Genomic DNA, 14,258 nt, shown 5'->3' on the forward strand with positions numbered 1-14,258 from the left:
TGGCTAATTATTTGACCGTAGCTCTCCTCACAGCCCTGCTTGCAAATCATCAAGAAACTGGCGGGCAAAACCCTCCTTCTCGCTGTAAATGCTTTGTGCCTCCGGCAGAAAGCAAGACGCCTTGCCCAAAATATTTTTTTCAATATACTTAATGGTCTGTTCCAAACTTTGTCCCCTTACAGTGCCTGTAATCAGCGATTTTACTATCAAATACGTTTTCCCGCCTTCGATTAAATGGGCATCATGAAGGATCTTGCCTTCCAGAGAATTCGGGATCTGGTCTTTTTTGGATTCCCAAGAAACTTGAACGATTTTATCGACCTGTTCTGGCGGTATGCCTCGGCTTGCGAGATATTCTCTTATTGGCTCTTCCTGGCAGTCAATAAGTCCGTGAAAATAACTCCCGTATATAATTAAATCTCCATTAACCTGCCCTTTATAATATTTCATTAGACTTTGAGCTGCTTTGATCATTCTGTATATATGGGAAAGATTATGCATCTCATCCTTGTTGCTGTAAAACGGAGATGCAAACTCCAGAAGCTTATCCAAGTTAACCATCAGCCTGCCCTCCAAAAAGTAATCGGAATTCTCCCTTTATACTTAAGAAACTGTTTAGCAAAACTCTCCTTTTCATTTCTCTTCTCACTGTACGTTCTTTGTGCTTCCGGCAGACAGCATGACAGCATTCCTAAAATATGACTTCCTTTTTCATTTTAAATTATAGGCTGTAAAAAATATCCTCGTAAAGGGAAATAATATGTTCCCGTCTTTCTGAACTTCATATTCCTTTTCAACAATCTTCAGCACATCATTGGCGAATTCAGCTCTTAGATTATCGTTTGGCAATTCATCAAGATAAGGTCTCATTCCTGTAGATTTATACCAATCAATTATATTCCGGTGGCTGCTCATGACATGATAGTAGTTTGTTCGCCATAAATAAACCACCGGCGTTAATTTGCATAGAATATCATAATAAAATTGCGGCGAGTAATAAAATATCTGCTGTTTAGCTGATTCCAGGTATTTTTCCCACTTTTTATTACTTACTGTCGTTTTAAGCGCTTTATTGATTGCCATCTCGCTGACATTGGGAATCTGTATTGCTAAGACTCCTTTTGCATTAAGCATGAAAAACAGTTTGCGAAGTAAACTTTCATGATTTGGAATCCACTGAATTGCCGCATTCGAAAAAACGATATCAAATTTCCCCAAATGCGTTAAATCTGTGCTTGCATCCGCTGGAACCCATTCTATATCCGGTAAATTGGCCTTTGCCTTTTCTATCATATTGGGTGAATTATCTAAGCCGATAATATAAGCTTTGGGCCACTTAATTTTAAGCTCTTTGGTACTATTTCCGGGACCACAGCCAATATCCAGTATACGTGAAGGTTCCTCTATTTCGATTCTCGCCGCTAAATCCTTAACAGGTTGCGTGCGTTCTTTCTCAAACTTCAAGTATGAGTCCGGATTCCAATCCCCCACGAAAACTCCTCCCTCATGTTGCAAATTTTATGACAGTCGCGTTATTCCGCTGCGTCAGCCTGTATTCTCCAATTCCAAAACAACTTCCTTGAGCATATCCTTAATAGGAATGTGTTGTGGACATGCCTCTTCACACCGGCCGCATTTCACACAGTTGGATGCTCTTTGCTGTTCTTTCAGGAAGTTATTGTAACGGAGCCTGGCAGTCTTGTGATCATTGTAAATAAGCGCGTTATTTAATTGCAGAAAACAAATAGGAATGTTCACGCCCTGGGGACATGGCATACAGTAATGGCAGCCGGTGCAATCAACCTTGGTCCGGGCCTGGTATATGCTTTTTACTTCCTGAATCAGCGCCAGTTCCTTATCAGTCAATGACTGGGCAATTCCTTCGCTGGCAATCCTGATATTCTCCACGACATGCTCCATTTCCGTCATGCCGCTAAGCACCACATTAATTTCCGGCTTGTCCCAGAGAAACCGCAATGCCCATTCCGCAGGAGTTCTTCCAATATCTGCCGCATCCCAAATTTTTTGTACATTTGCCGGCAGTCTTGCGGTTAAACTTCCGCCGCGTAAGGGTTCCATAATGATTATCCCTAAATCCTTAGCCGCGGCATATTGCAATCCCTGGCGCCCGGCTTGATAGTTTTCATCCATATAATTATATTGTATCTGGCAGAAAGACCAGTCATAGGAATCCACGATTTCCCTAAACAGCGGGAATTGATCGTGAAAGGAAAACCCGGCATATTTTATCCTGCCATCCGCGAGGGCAGCTTCTAAAAAACCCGTGACATCCAAATTACTGAGAATCTTCCACTTATCGGCATTCATGCCGTGCAGCAGATAAAAATCAATATGATCGGTTTGCAGCCTTTCCAGTTGGTGGTCGAGATAACGGTCCATGTCGTCCCTGGTCTTAATTAACCAAGAGGGCAGCTTAGTCGCCAAGTAAATATTTTTCCGTTCATGTTTTAGGGCTTTTCCCAGAAAAACTTCGCTCATGCCGGCATGAAATTGAATTTCCGAGTGGTAGACATAGGCAGTATCGAAATAATTAACACCATTACGGAGCGCGTAATCCACCATAGCGGTCGCTTTCTCTTCGTCAATAAGGTGGTTCTTACCGTTGATTACAGGTAAACGCATGCAGCCAAAACCAAGTATGGAGGCTTTCTGCCCGGTCTTGCCAATTTGTCTGTACAGCACACTGTTCTCCTCCTTTGCCGAAGTATAATATTGGACCTTGATCCACTGTCTGAATTTCTCTGTTGATTCTTTTTATTTTATGTATTCAGAATACCTGATATATTGACTACATAATCTATTGTCCGGAATTATATAAATCCTATATAATGGGAGAATAGGCGCCCCCCATAACTGCTGATTAGTATTAAACTAAAGGCAATATTACCGAAGGGTAGTTTTGTCTTTAGTTTTATTTTTACGGAAATTCAGTGTTCCGCATTACCGGTTTGATATTTGATATAGGAGTTTCATTATGAATTTCGGCAATACGCAGCTCATAAAATTTAATAGTCCCGTCCACTATGGCTGGATTGTAGTGCTAACAACGCTACTGGTATTAATAATAGCGGCAGGCGTCCGTTCTACGCCCGGCGTGCTTATCGTCCCCTTTGAACATTATTTTGGCTGGAACCGGGCTGTAATCAGTTTTGCTCTGGCGATAAATCTGTTGCTGTATGGCCTGTGCGGCCCTTTTGCCGCCGCATTGATGGATATATATGGGCTTCGGCGCGTCATGGCTTTGGCCTTGCTTTTAATAGCTGCCGGAGCCGGCCTGACCCCTTGGATGCACGCAGCTTGGCAGTTGACCGTATTGTGGGGTATGGTTATCGGTACCGGAAGCGGTTTTTTGTCGCCGGTACTGGGCACAGTTGTCGCCAATCGGTGGTTTGTTAAACGCCGCGGGTTAGTTGTAGGAGTATTCAGTGCCGCCGGATCGGCCGGACAACTTATATTTCTTCCACTGTTTTCAAGATTACTCGAAATATACAGCTGGCAAATCGTAACCTGTTTCATTGCCTTTTCAGCTTTGCTTGTCATGGCGATTGTTGGTTTGATTATGCGGAATAATCCGAGTGATGTTGGACTTTTGCCATATGGCGCTGAGCCGGCAAGTGTAGTTGATTCCGCAGCTAAGGATAAAACGTTTGCGTTAGTATTTACAGGATTAAAAACCGCTTTATCCCGTAAGGACTTCTGGTTATTGTCAGGCAGTTTTTTGGTCTGCGGCGCCAGTAGCAACGGACTGATCGGGACCCATTTCATCCCTGCCTGTATGGATCACGGAATGCCGGAAATTATCGCTGCAGGGCTGTTATCGATATCCGGAATCTTTAATCTGCTGGGCGCAGTGGCTGCAGGCTGGCTTTCCGACAAATTCGATAATCGCTGGTTGTTATTCTGGTTCTACGTTCTGCGGGGAACAACCCTCGCCTGGCTGCCGTTTGAATTAGAGTCAGCCGGCTTTAATCTGGCAATTTTCATTGTCTTATACGGATTAGACTGGGCTGCGACTATACCGCCGACGATACGTCTGACCACCGATCTTTTTGGAAACCGGAGCGGAATTGTATTTGGCTGGATGATGACTATCCATCAACTGGGTGCAGCGGTTGCCGCGTTTTCCGGCGGTGCTTTTCATATCTTTTTTGGCAGTTATCAATGGTCTTTTATCGCCGGTGCAATACTTTGTTTAATTGCCGCCGGGCTGGTGATTAAGATTCGTAAATTTTGAAGATAAGTGTTAATTAACCTATTATTCTATTATTATATCTTTTAATTGCCGTTTCGGCACGTGATGAACCTGGTGTTCATCACGCCAATACCGGATATCGTCATCGGCCTCAATTTTTTCGATAACAACCGTTTCTTTGGGTTTGCCCAGCGCAATCACCAGCAATATCTCAAAGTTGTCCGCCAGGTTTAATACCGCCTGCAATTTTGCATGTTGAATATTGCCGATCATACATCCGCCCAGCCCTATTTCCGTTGCTCCAAGCAAGATGGTCTGAGCGGCAATACCCGCGTCGAAACCGGTCACCATCTTATAGCTTTTATCCTGAACAAGAACAATATAGGCTGCCGGCCTTTCGCCGGCAACAGGACCATCCCACTCTTTTAAATAGCCTGCCCAGCCTAAAGCAGCAAAAATTTGTCCGTTAAGGACTTGTTCACAGGCGATATAATATCTAAGCGCCTGCTTGTTGCCGCCTGACGGAACCAGTCTGGCATAATCCACAAGCGTAAGCAAAGTGTCTCTCGTAACCGTTTCCTGTTCAAAGAATCGCCTATAGCTGCGGTTTGCCTTTACAATATCACTGAGCATCATGTTTTTCCCCCTATCTTCCTCATTTCCGTGGACTTTTCCTTCATGTACAAATCAGCCGGCTAGCCGACTTCCTCGTGCAGCAGCATCCCTGACTGATGTAACCGCCAATAGTAACCCTGCCGCCGTAAAAGCTCACTATGGATCCCGGCTTCAACAATTTTCCCCTGGTGGAGGACAACAAAACATACCGGTAAAACCCAACCGGTATGTTTGCATATAAGGTAAAAGCTGGCCTTTGGGACTATCATAGGTTTTTGCCAGGCACTCTTTCACATTTTCAGCCACATCTGCCGGAGTCCCCAACAGCATTGTTTCGCCACATAAGGCGTACTCTGTTCGGGATAGATAACTTTAGCCCCTATGGCCGCGATAATATTCGGATGCAGCCCGACAGATTCCGTTCCGTACTTCTTATAGGCCGCGACTTGGGCTTCAACCAGCCTGTCAGCTGATTGATGATATTCCGAGACCTTTATTCCTATAACCCTTGCCGCGTGAGCGCCTACATTCAAACTGCATGGTATGCGATCATAAGGTTTTCCCTCTTTGAAGGCTTTTATCCTTTCTTTTGGGGTCATCTGCTCGGTCAATCCGCAAAAACTCATTTTTTTATGGCCCTCTCTTTTAAAACAATACTCAATTATGCCCCTACTTTTTTATAAGCGGCCTTAGTTAATTGCAGCGCCACATCGGTTCGTTCCCACGGCACATCCAGTTCAAGTCTGCCAAAATGACCATAAGCGGCAACCTGCTGATAAATCGGCCGGCGCAAATCCAGTTGTTCAATAATTGCCGCCGGACGCAAGTCAAAATTCTGTTTAATCAGTTCGATCAGTTCCCCGTTGCTAAGTGTTCCGGTACCAAAGGTATCAATAAAAACCGAGACGGGTCTGGCCACACCGATGGCGTAAGCAACTTGAATCTCAGCCCGCTTAGCCAATCCGGCGGCAACAATATTTTTGGCCACATGCCTGGCAGCATACGCGCCGGAACGGTCAACCTTAGTCGGGTCTTTGCCGGAGAAAGCGCCGCCGCCATGACGGGAATAGCCGCCATAAGTATCAACAATGATCTTTCTGCCGGTCAAACCTGCATCGCCATGAGGTCCGCCAATTACAAACCGCCCGGTGGGATTAACCAATATTTTGGTCTTATCATCAAAAAGCTGCTCCGGTATAGCTTCTTGGATTACCAGGCTTTTCACATCTGCATATATCTGTTCCAGTTCAACCTCAGGCGCATGTTGGGCTGAAATAAGCACGGTGTCGATCCGGACAGGCTCCAACCCTTCGTATTCGACCGTAACCTGGGTCTTGCCGTCAGGCCGAAGATAGGGTACGCGTCCGTCTTTGCGCACCGCCGCCAACTGGCGGGCCAAACGGTGAGCCAGTGCAATCGGTGTGGGCAGAAATTCCGGGGTTTCATCGGAAGCATAGCCGAAAACAATACCCTGGTCACCGGCACCAATGGCATCCCACTTTTCGTCACTGCTGCCATAACGGCTTTCCAGCGCCAGATTCACACCCTGGGCAATATCCGGTGACTGTTGATCAAGGGAAACCAATACGGCAGCAGTTTCAGCGTCCAAGCCGTATTCGGATTTGGTGTAACCGACCTTGGCAATCGTATCCCTGGCCACTTTGCTGAAGTTAACGTTTGCCTGGGTTGAAACTTCACCGGTCAACAGAACCAGTCCGGTGTTTACACTTGTTTCGCAGGCGACGCGCGCCAGTGGATCTTGGGCTAAGACGGCATCAACCACACCGTCGGAAATTTGATCTGCCAGCTTATCCGGATGCCCCTCTGTGACTGATTCTGATGTAAAGAAGTAACGTTGCTTCGCCATGTAAAACACTCCCTTTATTTTTAAATAGATGTTCCGAATCCTAAATTACGTCAAGTTGACTCCTGGAAGAGGCCTCTCAATATTCACATATCCGCGCGCGTATAATGAAAAATACTGCAGGCCAAGTCATTCCTTGCGGAATTACCAGCCTGCAGCAGGTCCTGCTCAGCGCACTTTGTAAATTGAACTTAAAATTGATATAACTTCTACTAAAAAGTAGTTTATTATTTTATTATAGCATTTAATAACATTACTGCAAGTCGCCTGGACGACATTTCCGGAAAATATATCTGGGAGAGGCGGCTTATAAAATTATAAATTTCAAATTTTCTTCACAAGTTCTTCATAAGTTATTCACAATTGTTTTTTATAATAAAGATAACCTTATTGCAACGGGATGAGGAGGTGGAGAAAGCCTGGTTTTGCCGGATAATGCTCCCTAAACCGACTAAATAATAGGAGTTGATTCATATGAGCATGACCCATTACATGGAATTGTTAATGACCAACCAACCTTGGAATCTGATTATTTATATGGTTATCCCGGTGGCGTTAGCTGAGGCCCTCGTCGCTACAGAGTTTTTTACAGTTTATTTGCGGGGATCCAATGCCGGCAGTTGGCGAACCTGGAATAAGTGGTTAGGAACTGTTTTGGGATTTTATTTTCTGGGGATTTTCCTTAATTTAACCATCACTGTGGTTCCCCATATTGAATGGCGTGGCATAGCAGACATACTGGCAGTCGGTTCCTATCTCAGCGGCGTAATCCCCTTATTCGGCATTGCGTTATTGGAAATCGGCGTTATTGGCGCAGGTAAGTCGGTTGACGAAAAGATGAAAATCCATTTCATACTCATAATTGTATTCCTTATCGTTGCCCATATCGCAATGGTTTTCGGCATGGTCGATCCGGGTATAACGGGGTGGAACCCTCATCCTGCCGGGCATATGCAACACCAAGGACGTTAATAGTTAATACGTTAATAAATGTGTTTTATAAATACTGTTGCCGGCGACATGGGTATTAAACCGGTCTCCTTTCAGGCAAAATTCTTGACACATTTCAAAATAGCCGATTATAATAGAAGAAGCAGAAGAAATATATAAATTGCTGATTAGTTAAAGAACTAAAGGCTAATGAAACACTCGAGGTTAATAGACACTCGAGGGGTGTTTCATTAGCCTTTTTTATTTTTGAATGACGGAGGAGGAGATTTTATGCCCATCAACTTAACTGTTACTTCGGCCGGTACCCGCGAAACCAGGCTGGGATCCATTACCGGCTATGCCGGCGACCTTCAGGACTTGGTTAACCAGAGCAAGTGCGGAACACTCAAGGAAAAAGAGCGGTGCTTCAGCCAGTCAAGTTCTTGTGATGCCGGCTGCGCCCTGGGCCAGCTTGCCAGCATCACCGATGTGGCCGTGATCAATCACGCGCCCTCGGGCTGCACGGCGATGTCTTCCACGGTTATCGTCAATCATACTCAGTTGGCGGCGAAAAGAGGCGTGCCCTATGATACTGTTTTCCTGGGAACGGATATGGATGAATCCGATACGATTTTTGGCGCCACCACCGATCTGAGGGAAATCATTATTCAAACCTATAACCGCTACAAACCCAAGGCGATTTTCGTGGGAACCTCTTGTGTGTCCGGGATCATCGGCGAGGATGTGGACAGTGTGATTGCCGAGCTGAAAGCCGAACTGCCGATTCCTTTGGCGCCGGTCCATTGCGAAGGCTTCAAATCAAGAGTGTGGGCCTCCGGCTTCGACGCCGCCGATCATGCTGTTCTTACCAGTATTGTAAAGCCGCCGCAGACGAAAAGAAATGTGATTAACTTTAAGAATTTTAATGAAAGCGCCCGCAGGGAAATCATCGATATCTTTGCTAACTTTGGTGTTGAGCCCTTTTTCTTTTATGCCAATTCCACCATTGAAGAGCTTTCCCATCTGTCGGAAGCCCTGGCCACCGTGTCCATTTGCGGCACGTTGGGGACGTATTTGGGCAACGGGCTGGAGCAGGAGTACGGTGTCCCTTATATTAAGACCATCAATCCGTTAGGCATTGTCGGCTTCGAAACGTGGCTGCGGGAAATTGGCCGGGTAATTCAGCAGGAAGCGGCCGTAGAGGCTTATATTGAACGGGAACGGGCCTTTTATCTGCCGAAGATTGAAGAAATAAAGAAAGAGCTCCGGGGCATTCGCGCCGTCCTGGGAATGGGGGCAAGCTTTGCCTTTCAGGTATCGCGGGTCCTGCAAGAGCTGGGAATCGAAGTGGTATGGGTGGCTTCCTGGCATTTTGACAGGAAATATGACAATAATGAAATCCCCCCTTACCTGGAATATTTGTTAAAAAATAACCCGGATTTAAAAGTAAGTGTCAGCGATCAGCAAAATTTTGAAATTCTAAATATCTTACATACCCACAAACCGGATATTTATATCGCCAGACACCCGGGCACCACGGTCTGGGCCATTAAACAGGGAATCCCGGCCTTTTTTCACGCCGATGAATATAAGTCTTTCGGCTATCGGGGCACCTTGGATTTTGCCCAGACAATCCTGGATACCATCCGCAACCGAAGTTTTGAGAAAAATCTGGCCGCCCGCATTACGCTGCCCTATTCCGACTGGTGGTATAAACAGGATAATGCCGCATTCCTGAAGCAGGATAAGGAGGATTGGAAATAGATGCCGAAGATACTGGATCAACCCCGCTATAAATGCGCCATGGCCGCCATGCAGACAGTCCAGGCCATCACCAAAGCTTTGCCCATATTACATTCAGGTCCCGGCTGCGCCGATAAGCTGCAGGGAGGAAATTACGGCGGTTCCGGGCATTTTGCGCCCCGGATTTTTCCCTGCACCAATCTCAACGAAAAGGACGTGGTGTTCGGCGGCGCGGAACGGTTAAGGGAAACCATTGAAAATGCTCTTAAAGTAATCAATGCCGACCTCTATGTGGTGTTGAGCAGTTGTTCTTCCGAAATCATCGGCGATGATATGGAAGAGGTGGTCCGTTCCTTCCAAGCGGCGGCAAAGCCGGTAATTTTTGCCTCCACGGCAGGATTTAAGGGAAATAACTTTTCCGGACATGAGTGGGTTGTTCAGGCCATCATTGAGCAGTATTTAAAGCCGGCGCCGCAAAAAACCAAGGGGCTGGTGAATATATGGGCCAGTGTTCCCCAGCACGACCCTTTTTGGTATGGCAATTTATTCGAACTGGAAAACCTGGTTGCCCAGCTCGGCTTAACCCCGAATACCATTTTCGGTTATAACCGGGGCATGAAAAATATTGATAAAATCCCGGCGGCGGAATTTAATCTGCTGGTATCGCCCTGGGTGGGTCTGAAAAATGTGAAGCTTTTAGAGGAGAAATTCGGCACGCCTTATTTGCATCTTCCCACTCTTCCCATCGGCTCCTTTGAGACAAGCAAATTCTTACAGGCAGTGGGCGAATTTGCGGGTGTGGATAAGCAAAAGGTGGAAGACATTGTTACCGAGAATGAAAGAAAGTATTATTATTTCATTGAACGCTTTGCCGATGCCTTTCTGGAAACCCGGGTTATGTCCAAACGGTTTGTGGTTGTTTCCGATGCCCAATATGCTTTGTCCATAACCAAGTTCCTGGTCAATGATGTGGGCTTATTCCCTTCCAAGCAGTATATTACGGATAACACGCCAACGGAATATCAGGAGCAGGTGCGGGAGGAATTTAAAAAATTGAATTACGGTATTGAGGCGGAGGTGGCTTTTCTCTCGGATGGCTATCTAATACAGAATGAAATCAAGGATACGTATTTCACCGGCTATCCGTTAATCATCGGCAGCTCATGGGAAAAGACCGTGGCGCAGAAAACTCAGGCCCATTACCTGGCCGTTTCCTGGCCTGTGAATGAAAGACTGGTTATTAACAGTTCCTATGTGGGTTATGGCGGCGGGCTTAAGCTGCTTGAAGATATTTATTCGGTAGTTTTGACCAGGTTCAATTAGCAACTATATGGCAGATAAAGCTTTCAGAATCCCTGTTGCCCTTTTTTGGCTATGGCAAATATGGTGTATCCTTTAAGTTTTATTCCATCTTTGGTTCGATGCTTTTCAATCTCTGCTGCAACATCCGCCTTGGCCTGTTCCCGCAGGGAGTCGGGGACATGATTCAGGTAATTGCCAAAGGAACTCGCCTCACTGTGGATGATAACATCCTTTGCCGTCTGATGAGTTCGCTTGATCTCCTTTATTTGGATGTCTTTTACTTTAAAACCGGTTTTCGTCAGCAGCTCTATAAGTGCAGTAGTCGTCAGTCCATGCTGCTTCTGGACACTATCCTCCAAGCGTACAAACTTGTCATACGGTTCCCGCGTCAGCACACTTTCTGTAAGCAAACTGAGTCCTGAAACCAGGTTCAGTTCTTTGGCGCCTGTCGTAATCCCAAGCTTTCCTCCCGGTTTGAGAACCTTAAATATTTCCTTCAAAGCGGTTTCCTTGTCGAGTACCCAGTGAAAAACCGCATTCAGATACACTGCATCAAAGTTGTTATCCGCTAGGGAACTGAGGTCCTCAGCGTTGCCAATCCGAAACACCGCGTTTGAATGTTCGTTCTGTTCGTTGGCGAGCTTGACCCGCTCCGCCAGCGGATCGATGCCGACATACCTGCCGGCCGGGCCGATTATCCCGATAACATGTCGGCCCAGTCTGCCTGTGCCGCTGCCAATATCCAAGACCGAATCGCCGGGCTTTACTCCCAGTTTTTCAATCAGAATGAGCCCGCTGTTAAACTGTGTATTGCTTACCTCGTCATAGGTTTTTGCCAGATCCTTGTTGTCAAGGGCAAGATTTACTGCCATTGTAAAGCTCCTTTCTGTTTTTATGTTTTTATGATAAAAAAACTGCAAGCCAAGTTATTCCTTTCGGAATTATTGGCCTGCAGTTTTTCTGCTCAGCATACTGACGATACTGATCTAGCACCATGGACTCAAATATAGACCCCAACTTGCAATCACATTCAAATTTAAGGTTGGATTTATTATAACATTTAATAGCATTCGCGTAAGTCGCCCACAAGACATTACTCAAAAAAATTTACGTTATCCGGTTTGTTTTTATCGTGTAAAATATATTTTCCCAAACCATCTCTGCCAAATAGACCCGGACCTTTTCGCCTCCATGATTTGTCTAAGTCTATTGTCAACTAACTGATAATGTTCAGTCAATTGATTCTCAAAACGTTCTTCCCATTTTGATATCTCGTCCTTTAAGGTATGCAATTCCTCCTGTTGCGCGTTGATCATGCTCACAGTCGCTGCTATCTGCTGCATTGCCTGATTTTGCTTTGCAACAACTGCCAATATTGTAGCATTATCCTGCGGCAAAATAGAAGCTAAAGCATGTGGTTCATTCATTTCGTCATTTTGCGGATATGTTGCGCCGTCATCCTGCGTTTGTTCTGCATCTGTATTTGAATTTACTTCAATGAAACGGGCAAATTTTGTATCCAGCTCAGCCGCTATCTCTTCGGCATTCTTGTTTTGCTGCATACCTTTGGCTATTGCAGCAAAAACATCAATCGCTTCAGGAAAAAATCTTTTCTTTTTGCCTTCACCGGAAGAAGGCAAATAGTCCATGAATATGTCCCGATAATATCGAAGGGTACTTTGAGGAATTCCCAATTTCTGTGATATCTCTTTTATACTGAGTAAATCAACCATTCGCCAAACCTGCCTTTCATTAATTTTCGTACATTTGTATTGCGATCTTATTTCGCGGTCATATGATCTTTTTCCTTCCTCGTATTGTAATTTTTGTAAAAAAATTACAATAATGACAAGTATTATTGTAATTTCTCAAATATTTTCCATATACATTTTGTTACGGGGAAAGTAAGTTCTATATCTGGGAACTGATCATAAAATAGTTCTTAAGGAGGTGCGTTATGTATAAACTCATTATAGGTAATGTTAAGGTAACGATAACAGATGATAATATCAGTCGTGATCAGGCGACCGCACTTGCCAAACAGGCCATTACTACTGCCGGCCAGCATGGCAAGCTACTAAGTCATGTAGAAATCGATACCGGCGATACAGGCGTTGAAATTAATACGACTGAAAAAACCGGCTATCGTTCAGTAAGAAAAACCATTAAACAAAGCTTATTAGACGGCATTTATGCCGCCTCTAAAGAAAAGTTTTTTCCAATGGGAACCTTTTGCCAAAAAGATTTGTGGTTTGACAGTGACACTGGTCAGGAATGGCGGGGCCAAGAATGCGAGTTAGCGCGTGAAGAGGTTTTGAAAAAACTAAAGGAATGGATAGATTCCCAAGATGTTCAAAACCATACGTAACTTTCGATCGTGAACTTGCCAAGAATGGCGGGGACCGGAAGTTAATAATACCCGAAATGAGGTGCTTGAGAAGCTGCAAGAATGAATTAAATCATCCTACTCCAATAATTAATAATTATGTTTCTAAAGGAAGATTCGATATTATATCATCACAAATTTGATACACAACGTCAACATCGCACAGCACTGTTTCTTCCCAGATTCTCCCATGAGCCAACCAATTTCTATATTTCAAAAACCCCCTGTAAGCCCCTATCTTATGTCTATACTCAGGATAAAACTCTTTCCAAGCAGACAAAATAGTCCCATCCAAAGAAACTTTCCCTTTAGTTTTTTTATAGTCTTCCCGAAAAAATTTACTAATGGTTTCTCTCTTTTTGCCTTCTGCTCGTATAAAATAATCTATTTTTAAAGCCGCTTCAATAGCAGCCAATAAATCTAAACAAACCATTTTTTCAAGTTCGTCTTTTACATATTTAAAATACTCTTCTACTTCCTGTTTTGTTAATCCAATAAATTGTTTAAGAGTAGTATTTTTATTGGAAATAATCAACTTTTCATTTTCATCTAAAGAATTTTTAGTGATTTGATACCACTCAAGTATATCTTCAATGTTTTTATTTTGCTTGGAAAGATTCACCCTTCTTCCCATTATAACACCGCCATTAAAGCATCAGAAAAAACATCCCCATCAATATCATAAAATTTCACTTTAGGGGCTGGAGTAGCTATTTTCCATACTAATTCGCTATTGCCTGCCTCTTCAGTTTCTGGTAACAATGGAGGAATTTCACCTTCATTGCTAATTCGTACAATTACTTTTGGTCCTTGAGATTTTTTCGGAACTAAAACGAATTTTACAGTTCCTTTTTTTCCCTTTAGGTCTATTCGCCCATGGGCGCCTATCAAGTTGGTACCAATAGGCTCCAAGGTTACATTTTGATTAAGCATGGTAATAATCATTTTTTTTGTCTCATAATGACCTATATATTCTTCCTTAATCGTAATTGGCGTATAATCAATTTTTAAATTAGGTAAATTTCCTACCCAACACTCAATATCATGAAAAAAATCAGCAACTGCATTTAACCATTTATTTTTCTCTGCTTCCCAGTCTATTTCAACATTATTACCTTTGTTTTCTCCTTTTTCTTTTAAAAGCTTTTCAAGGTCTTTCAATCCCATAAACAATCTTCCTCTCATTTTTTAATTATAGTATAACA

16 protein-coding genes are annotated in these 14,258 nt (G+C 44.1%); 5 read left to right on the forward strand and 11 right to left on the reverse strand.

Going from position 1 to position 14,258, the window contains the following annotated elements:
• Positions 1-27: 27 nt before the first annotated feature.
• The 3 genes from MAMMFC1_RS01660 to MAMMFC1_RS01670 form a co-directional block, all read right to left on the reverse strand.
• Positions 28-561 (reverse strand): HD domain-containing protein, encoded by a 534-nt coding sequence (locus MAMMFC1_RS01660; RefSeq protein ID WP_126305903.1) that lies wholly within the window; start codon positions 559-561, stop codon positions 28-30.
• Between the two features lie 150 nt (positions 562-711).
• Positions 712-1,491, reverse strand: a complete 780-nt coding sequence (locus tag MAMMFC1_RS01665) for a methyltransferase domain-containing protein (RefSeq protein ID WP_158618601.1) — start codon at positions 1,489-1,491, stop codon at positions 712-714.
• A gap of 54 nt (positions 1,492-1,545) precedes the next feature.
• Positions 1,546-2,703 carry an aldo/keto reductase gene (locus MAMMFC1_RS01670; RefSeq protein ID WP_126305907.1) on the reverse strand — a complete coding sequence of 386 codons (1,158 nt, stop codon included), beginning with the start codon at positions 2,701-2,703 and terminating at the stop codon, positions 1,546-1,548.
• A gap of 292 nt (positions 2,704-2,995) precedes the next feature.
• Here MAMMFC1_RS01670 and MAMMFC1_RS01675 point away from each other — a divergent pair, with 292 nt between their 5' ends.
• A complete protein-coding gene (locus MAMMFC1_RS01675; protein WP_126305909.1) occupies positions 2,996-4,255 on the forward strand; it encodes an MFS transporter in 1,260 nt (419 codons plus the stop codon).
• A 21-nt stretch (positions 4,256-4,276) separates the two neighbouring features.
• Here the strand turns inward: MAMMFC1_RS01675 and MAMMFC1_RS01680 are convergent, their stop codons facing one another.
• The 4 genes from MAMMFC1_RS01680 to metK are packed head-to-tail and all read right to left on the reverse strand — an operon-like array spanning position 4,277 to position 6,695.
• Complete coding sequence (locus tag MAMMFC1_RS01680; RefSeq protein ID WP_232035610.1) at positions 4,277-4,849, reverse strand: nitroreductase family protein; 573 nt, start codon at positions 4,847-4,849, stop codon at positions 4,277-4,279.
• Between the two features lie 59 nt (positions 4,850-4,908).
• Entirely contained in the window at positions 4,909-5,097 is a 189-nt protein-coding gene (locus tag MAMMFC1_RS22185; RefSeq protein WP_145987595.1) for a hypothetical protein, read from the reverse strand.
• A gap of 21 nt (positions 5,098-5,118) precedes the next feature.
• A complete protein-coding gene (locus tag MAMMFC1_RS01685; protein ID WP_126305911.1) occupies positions 5,119-5,454 on the reverse strand; it encodes a uroporphyrinogen decarboxylase family protein in 336 nt (111 codons plus the stop codon).
• A gap of 35 nt (positions 5,455-5,489) precedes the next feature.
• The gene (metK, locus tag MAMMFC1_RS01690; RefSeq protein WP_126305914.1) at positions 5,490-6,695 is read right to left on the reverse strand and encodes a methionine adenosyltransferase; all 1,206 of its coding nucleotides are present in this window, start codon (positions 6,693-6,695) and stop codon (positions 5,490-5,492) included.
• A gap of 471 nt (positions 6,696-7,166) precedes the next feature.
• On the opposite strand from metK, the gene MAMMFC1_RS01695 reads away from it, so the two are divergent.
• From MAMMFC1_RS01695 to MAMMFC1_RS01705, 3 genes are all read left to right on the forward strand, one after another.
• A complete protein-coding gene (locus MAMMFC1_RS01695; protein ID WP_126305916.1) occupies positions 7,167-7,664 on the forward strand; it encodes a DUF6803 family protein in 498 nt (165 codons plus the stop codon).
• A gap of 249 nt (positions 7,665-7,913) precedes the next feature.
• Positions 7,914-9,386, forward strand: coding sequence for a nitrogenase component 1 (locus tag MAMMFC1_RS01700; RefSeq protein WP_126305918.1), 1,473 nt, complete (start codon positions 7,914-7,916; stop codon positions 9,384-9,386).
• The gene (locus MAMMFC1_RS01705) at positions 9,387-10,688 is read left to right on the forward strand and encodes a nitrogenase component 1 (protein WP_126305920.1); all 1,302 of its coding nucleotides are present in this window, start codon (positions 9,387-9,389) and stop codon (positions 10,686-10,688) included.
• Positions 10,689-10,711: 23 nt separating this feature from the next.
• On the opposite strand, the gene MAMMFC1_RS01710 is transcribed toward MAMMFC1_RS01705, so the two are convergent.
• Both MAMMFC1_RS01710 and MAMMFC1_RS01715 read right to left on the reverse strand, forming a co-directional pair.
• Entirely contained in the window at positions 10,712-11,539 is an 828-nt protein-coding gene (locus MAMMFC1_RS01710; RefSeq protein ID WP_126305922.1) for a class I SAM-dependent methyltransferase, read from the reverse strand.
• 255 nt (positions 11,540-11,794) lie between these two features.
• Positions 11,795-12,400 (reverse strand): MerR family transcriptional regulator, encoded by a 606-nt coding sequence (locus MAMMFC1_RS01715; RefSeq protein ID WP_126305924.1) that lies wholly within the window; start codon positions 12,398-12,400, stop codon positions 11,795-11,797.
• Between the two features lie 224 nt (positions 12,401-12,624).
• Between MAMMFC1_RS01715 and MAMMFC1_RS01720 the strand changes: the two genes are divergently transcribed.
• Positions 12,625-13,035 (forward strand): hypothetical protein, encoded by a 411-nt coding sequence (locus MAMMFC1_RS01720; RefSeq protein WP_126305926.1) that lies wholly within the window; start codon positions 12,625-12,627, stop codon positions 13,033-13,035.
• A gap of 115 nt (positions 13,036-13,150) precedes the next feature.
• On the opposite strand, the gene MAMMFC1_RS01725 is transcribed toward MAMMFC1_RS01720, so the two are convergent.
• Positions 13,151-13,687, reverse strand: coding sequence for a hypothetical protein (locus MAMMFC1_RS01725; RefSeq protein WP_126305928.1), 537 nt, complete (start codon positions 13,685-13,687; stop codon positions 13,151-13,153).
• Positions 13,687-14,220 carry a hypothetical protein gene (locus tag MAMMFC1_RS01730; protein WP_126305930.1) on the reverse strand — a complete coding sequence of 178 codons (534 nt, stop codon included), beginning with the start codon at positions 14,218-14,220 and terminating at the stop codon, positions 13,687-13,689. The genes MAMMFC1_RS01725 and MAMMFC1_RS01730 overlap by 1 nt, the downstream gene beginning before the upstream one ends.
• Between the last annotated feature and the right edge of the window lie 38 nt (positions 14,221-14,258).

It is taken from the genome of Methylomusa anaerophila (assembly GCF_003966895.1).
GTDB lineage: Bacteria > Bacillota > Negativicutes > Sporomusales > Sporomusaceae > Methylomusa > Methylomusa anaerophila.

Excerpts from the sequence above, each read along its gene's own strand:
- MAMMFC1_RS01660 (WP_126305903.1), bottom strand. The coding sequence starts at position 561 with ATGGTTAACTTGGATAAGCTTCTGGAGTTTGCATCTCCGTTTTACAGC.
- MAMMFC1_RS01675 (WP_126305909.1), top strand. The coding sequence starts at position 2,996 with ATGAATTTCGGCAATACGCAGCTCATAAAATTTAATAGTCCCGTCCAC.
- MAMMFC1_RS01680 (WP_232035610.1), bottom strand. The coding sequence starts at position 4,849 with ATGATGCTCAGTGATATTGTAAAGGCAAACCGCAGCTATAGGCGATTC.
- MAMMFC1_RS22185 (WP_145987595.1), bottom strand. The coding sequence starts at position 5,097 with ATGATAGTCCCAAAGGCCAGCTTTTACCTTATATGCAAACATACCGGT.
- MAMMFC1_RS01685 (WP_126305911.1), bottom strand. The coding sequence starts at position 5,454 with ATGAGTTTTTGCGGATTGACCGAGCAGATGACCCCAAAAGAAAGGATA.
- metK (WP_126305914.1), bottom strand. The coding sequence starts at position 6,695 with ATGGCGAAGCAACGTTACTTCTTTACATCAGAATCAGTCACAGAGGGG.
- MAMMFC1_RS01695 (WP_126305916.1), top strand. The coding sequence starts at position 7,167 with ATGAGCATGACCCATTACATGGAATTGTTAATGACCAACCAACCTTGG.
- MAMMFC1_RS01700 (WP_126305918.1), top strand. The coding sequence starts at position 7,914 with ATGCCCATCAACTTAACTGTTACTTCGGCCGGTACCCGCGAAACCAGG.
- MAMMFC1_RS01705 (WP_126305920.1), top strand. The coding sequence starts at position 9,387 with ATGCCGAAGATACTGGATCAACCCCGCTATAAATGCGCCATGGCCGCC.
- MAMMFC1_RS01710 (WP_126305922.1), bottom strand. The coding sequence starts at position 11,539 with ATGGCAGTAAATCTTGCCCTTGACAACAAGGATCTGGCAAAAACCTAT.
- MAMMFC1_RS01715 (WP_126305924.1), bottom strand. The coding sequence starts at position 12,400 with ATGGTTGATTTACTCAGTATAAAAGAGATATCACAGAAATTGGGAATT.
- MAMMFC1_RS01720 (WP_126305926.1), top strand. The coding sequence starts at position 12,625 with ATGTATAAACTCATTATAGGTAATGTTAAGGTAACGATAACAGATGAT.
- MAMMFC1_RS01725 (WP_126305928.1), bottom strand. The coding sequence starts at position 13,687 with ATGGGAAGAAGGGTGAATCTTTCCAAGCAAAATAAAAACATTGAAGAT.
- MAMMFC1_RS01730 (WP_126305930.1), bottom strand. The coding sequence starts at position 14,220 with ATGGGATTGAAAGACCTTGAAAAGCTTTTAAAAGAAAAAGGAGAAAAC.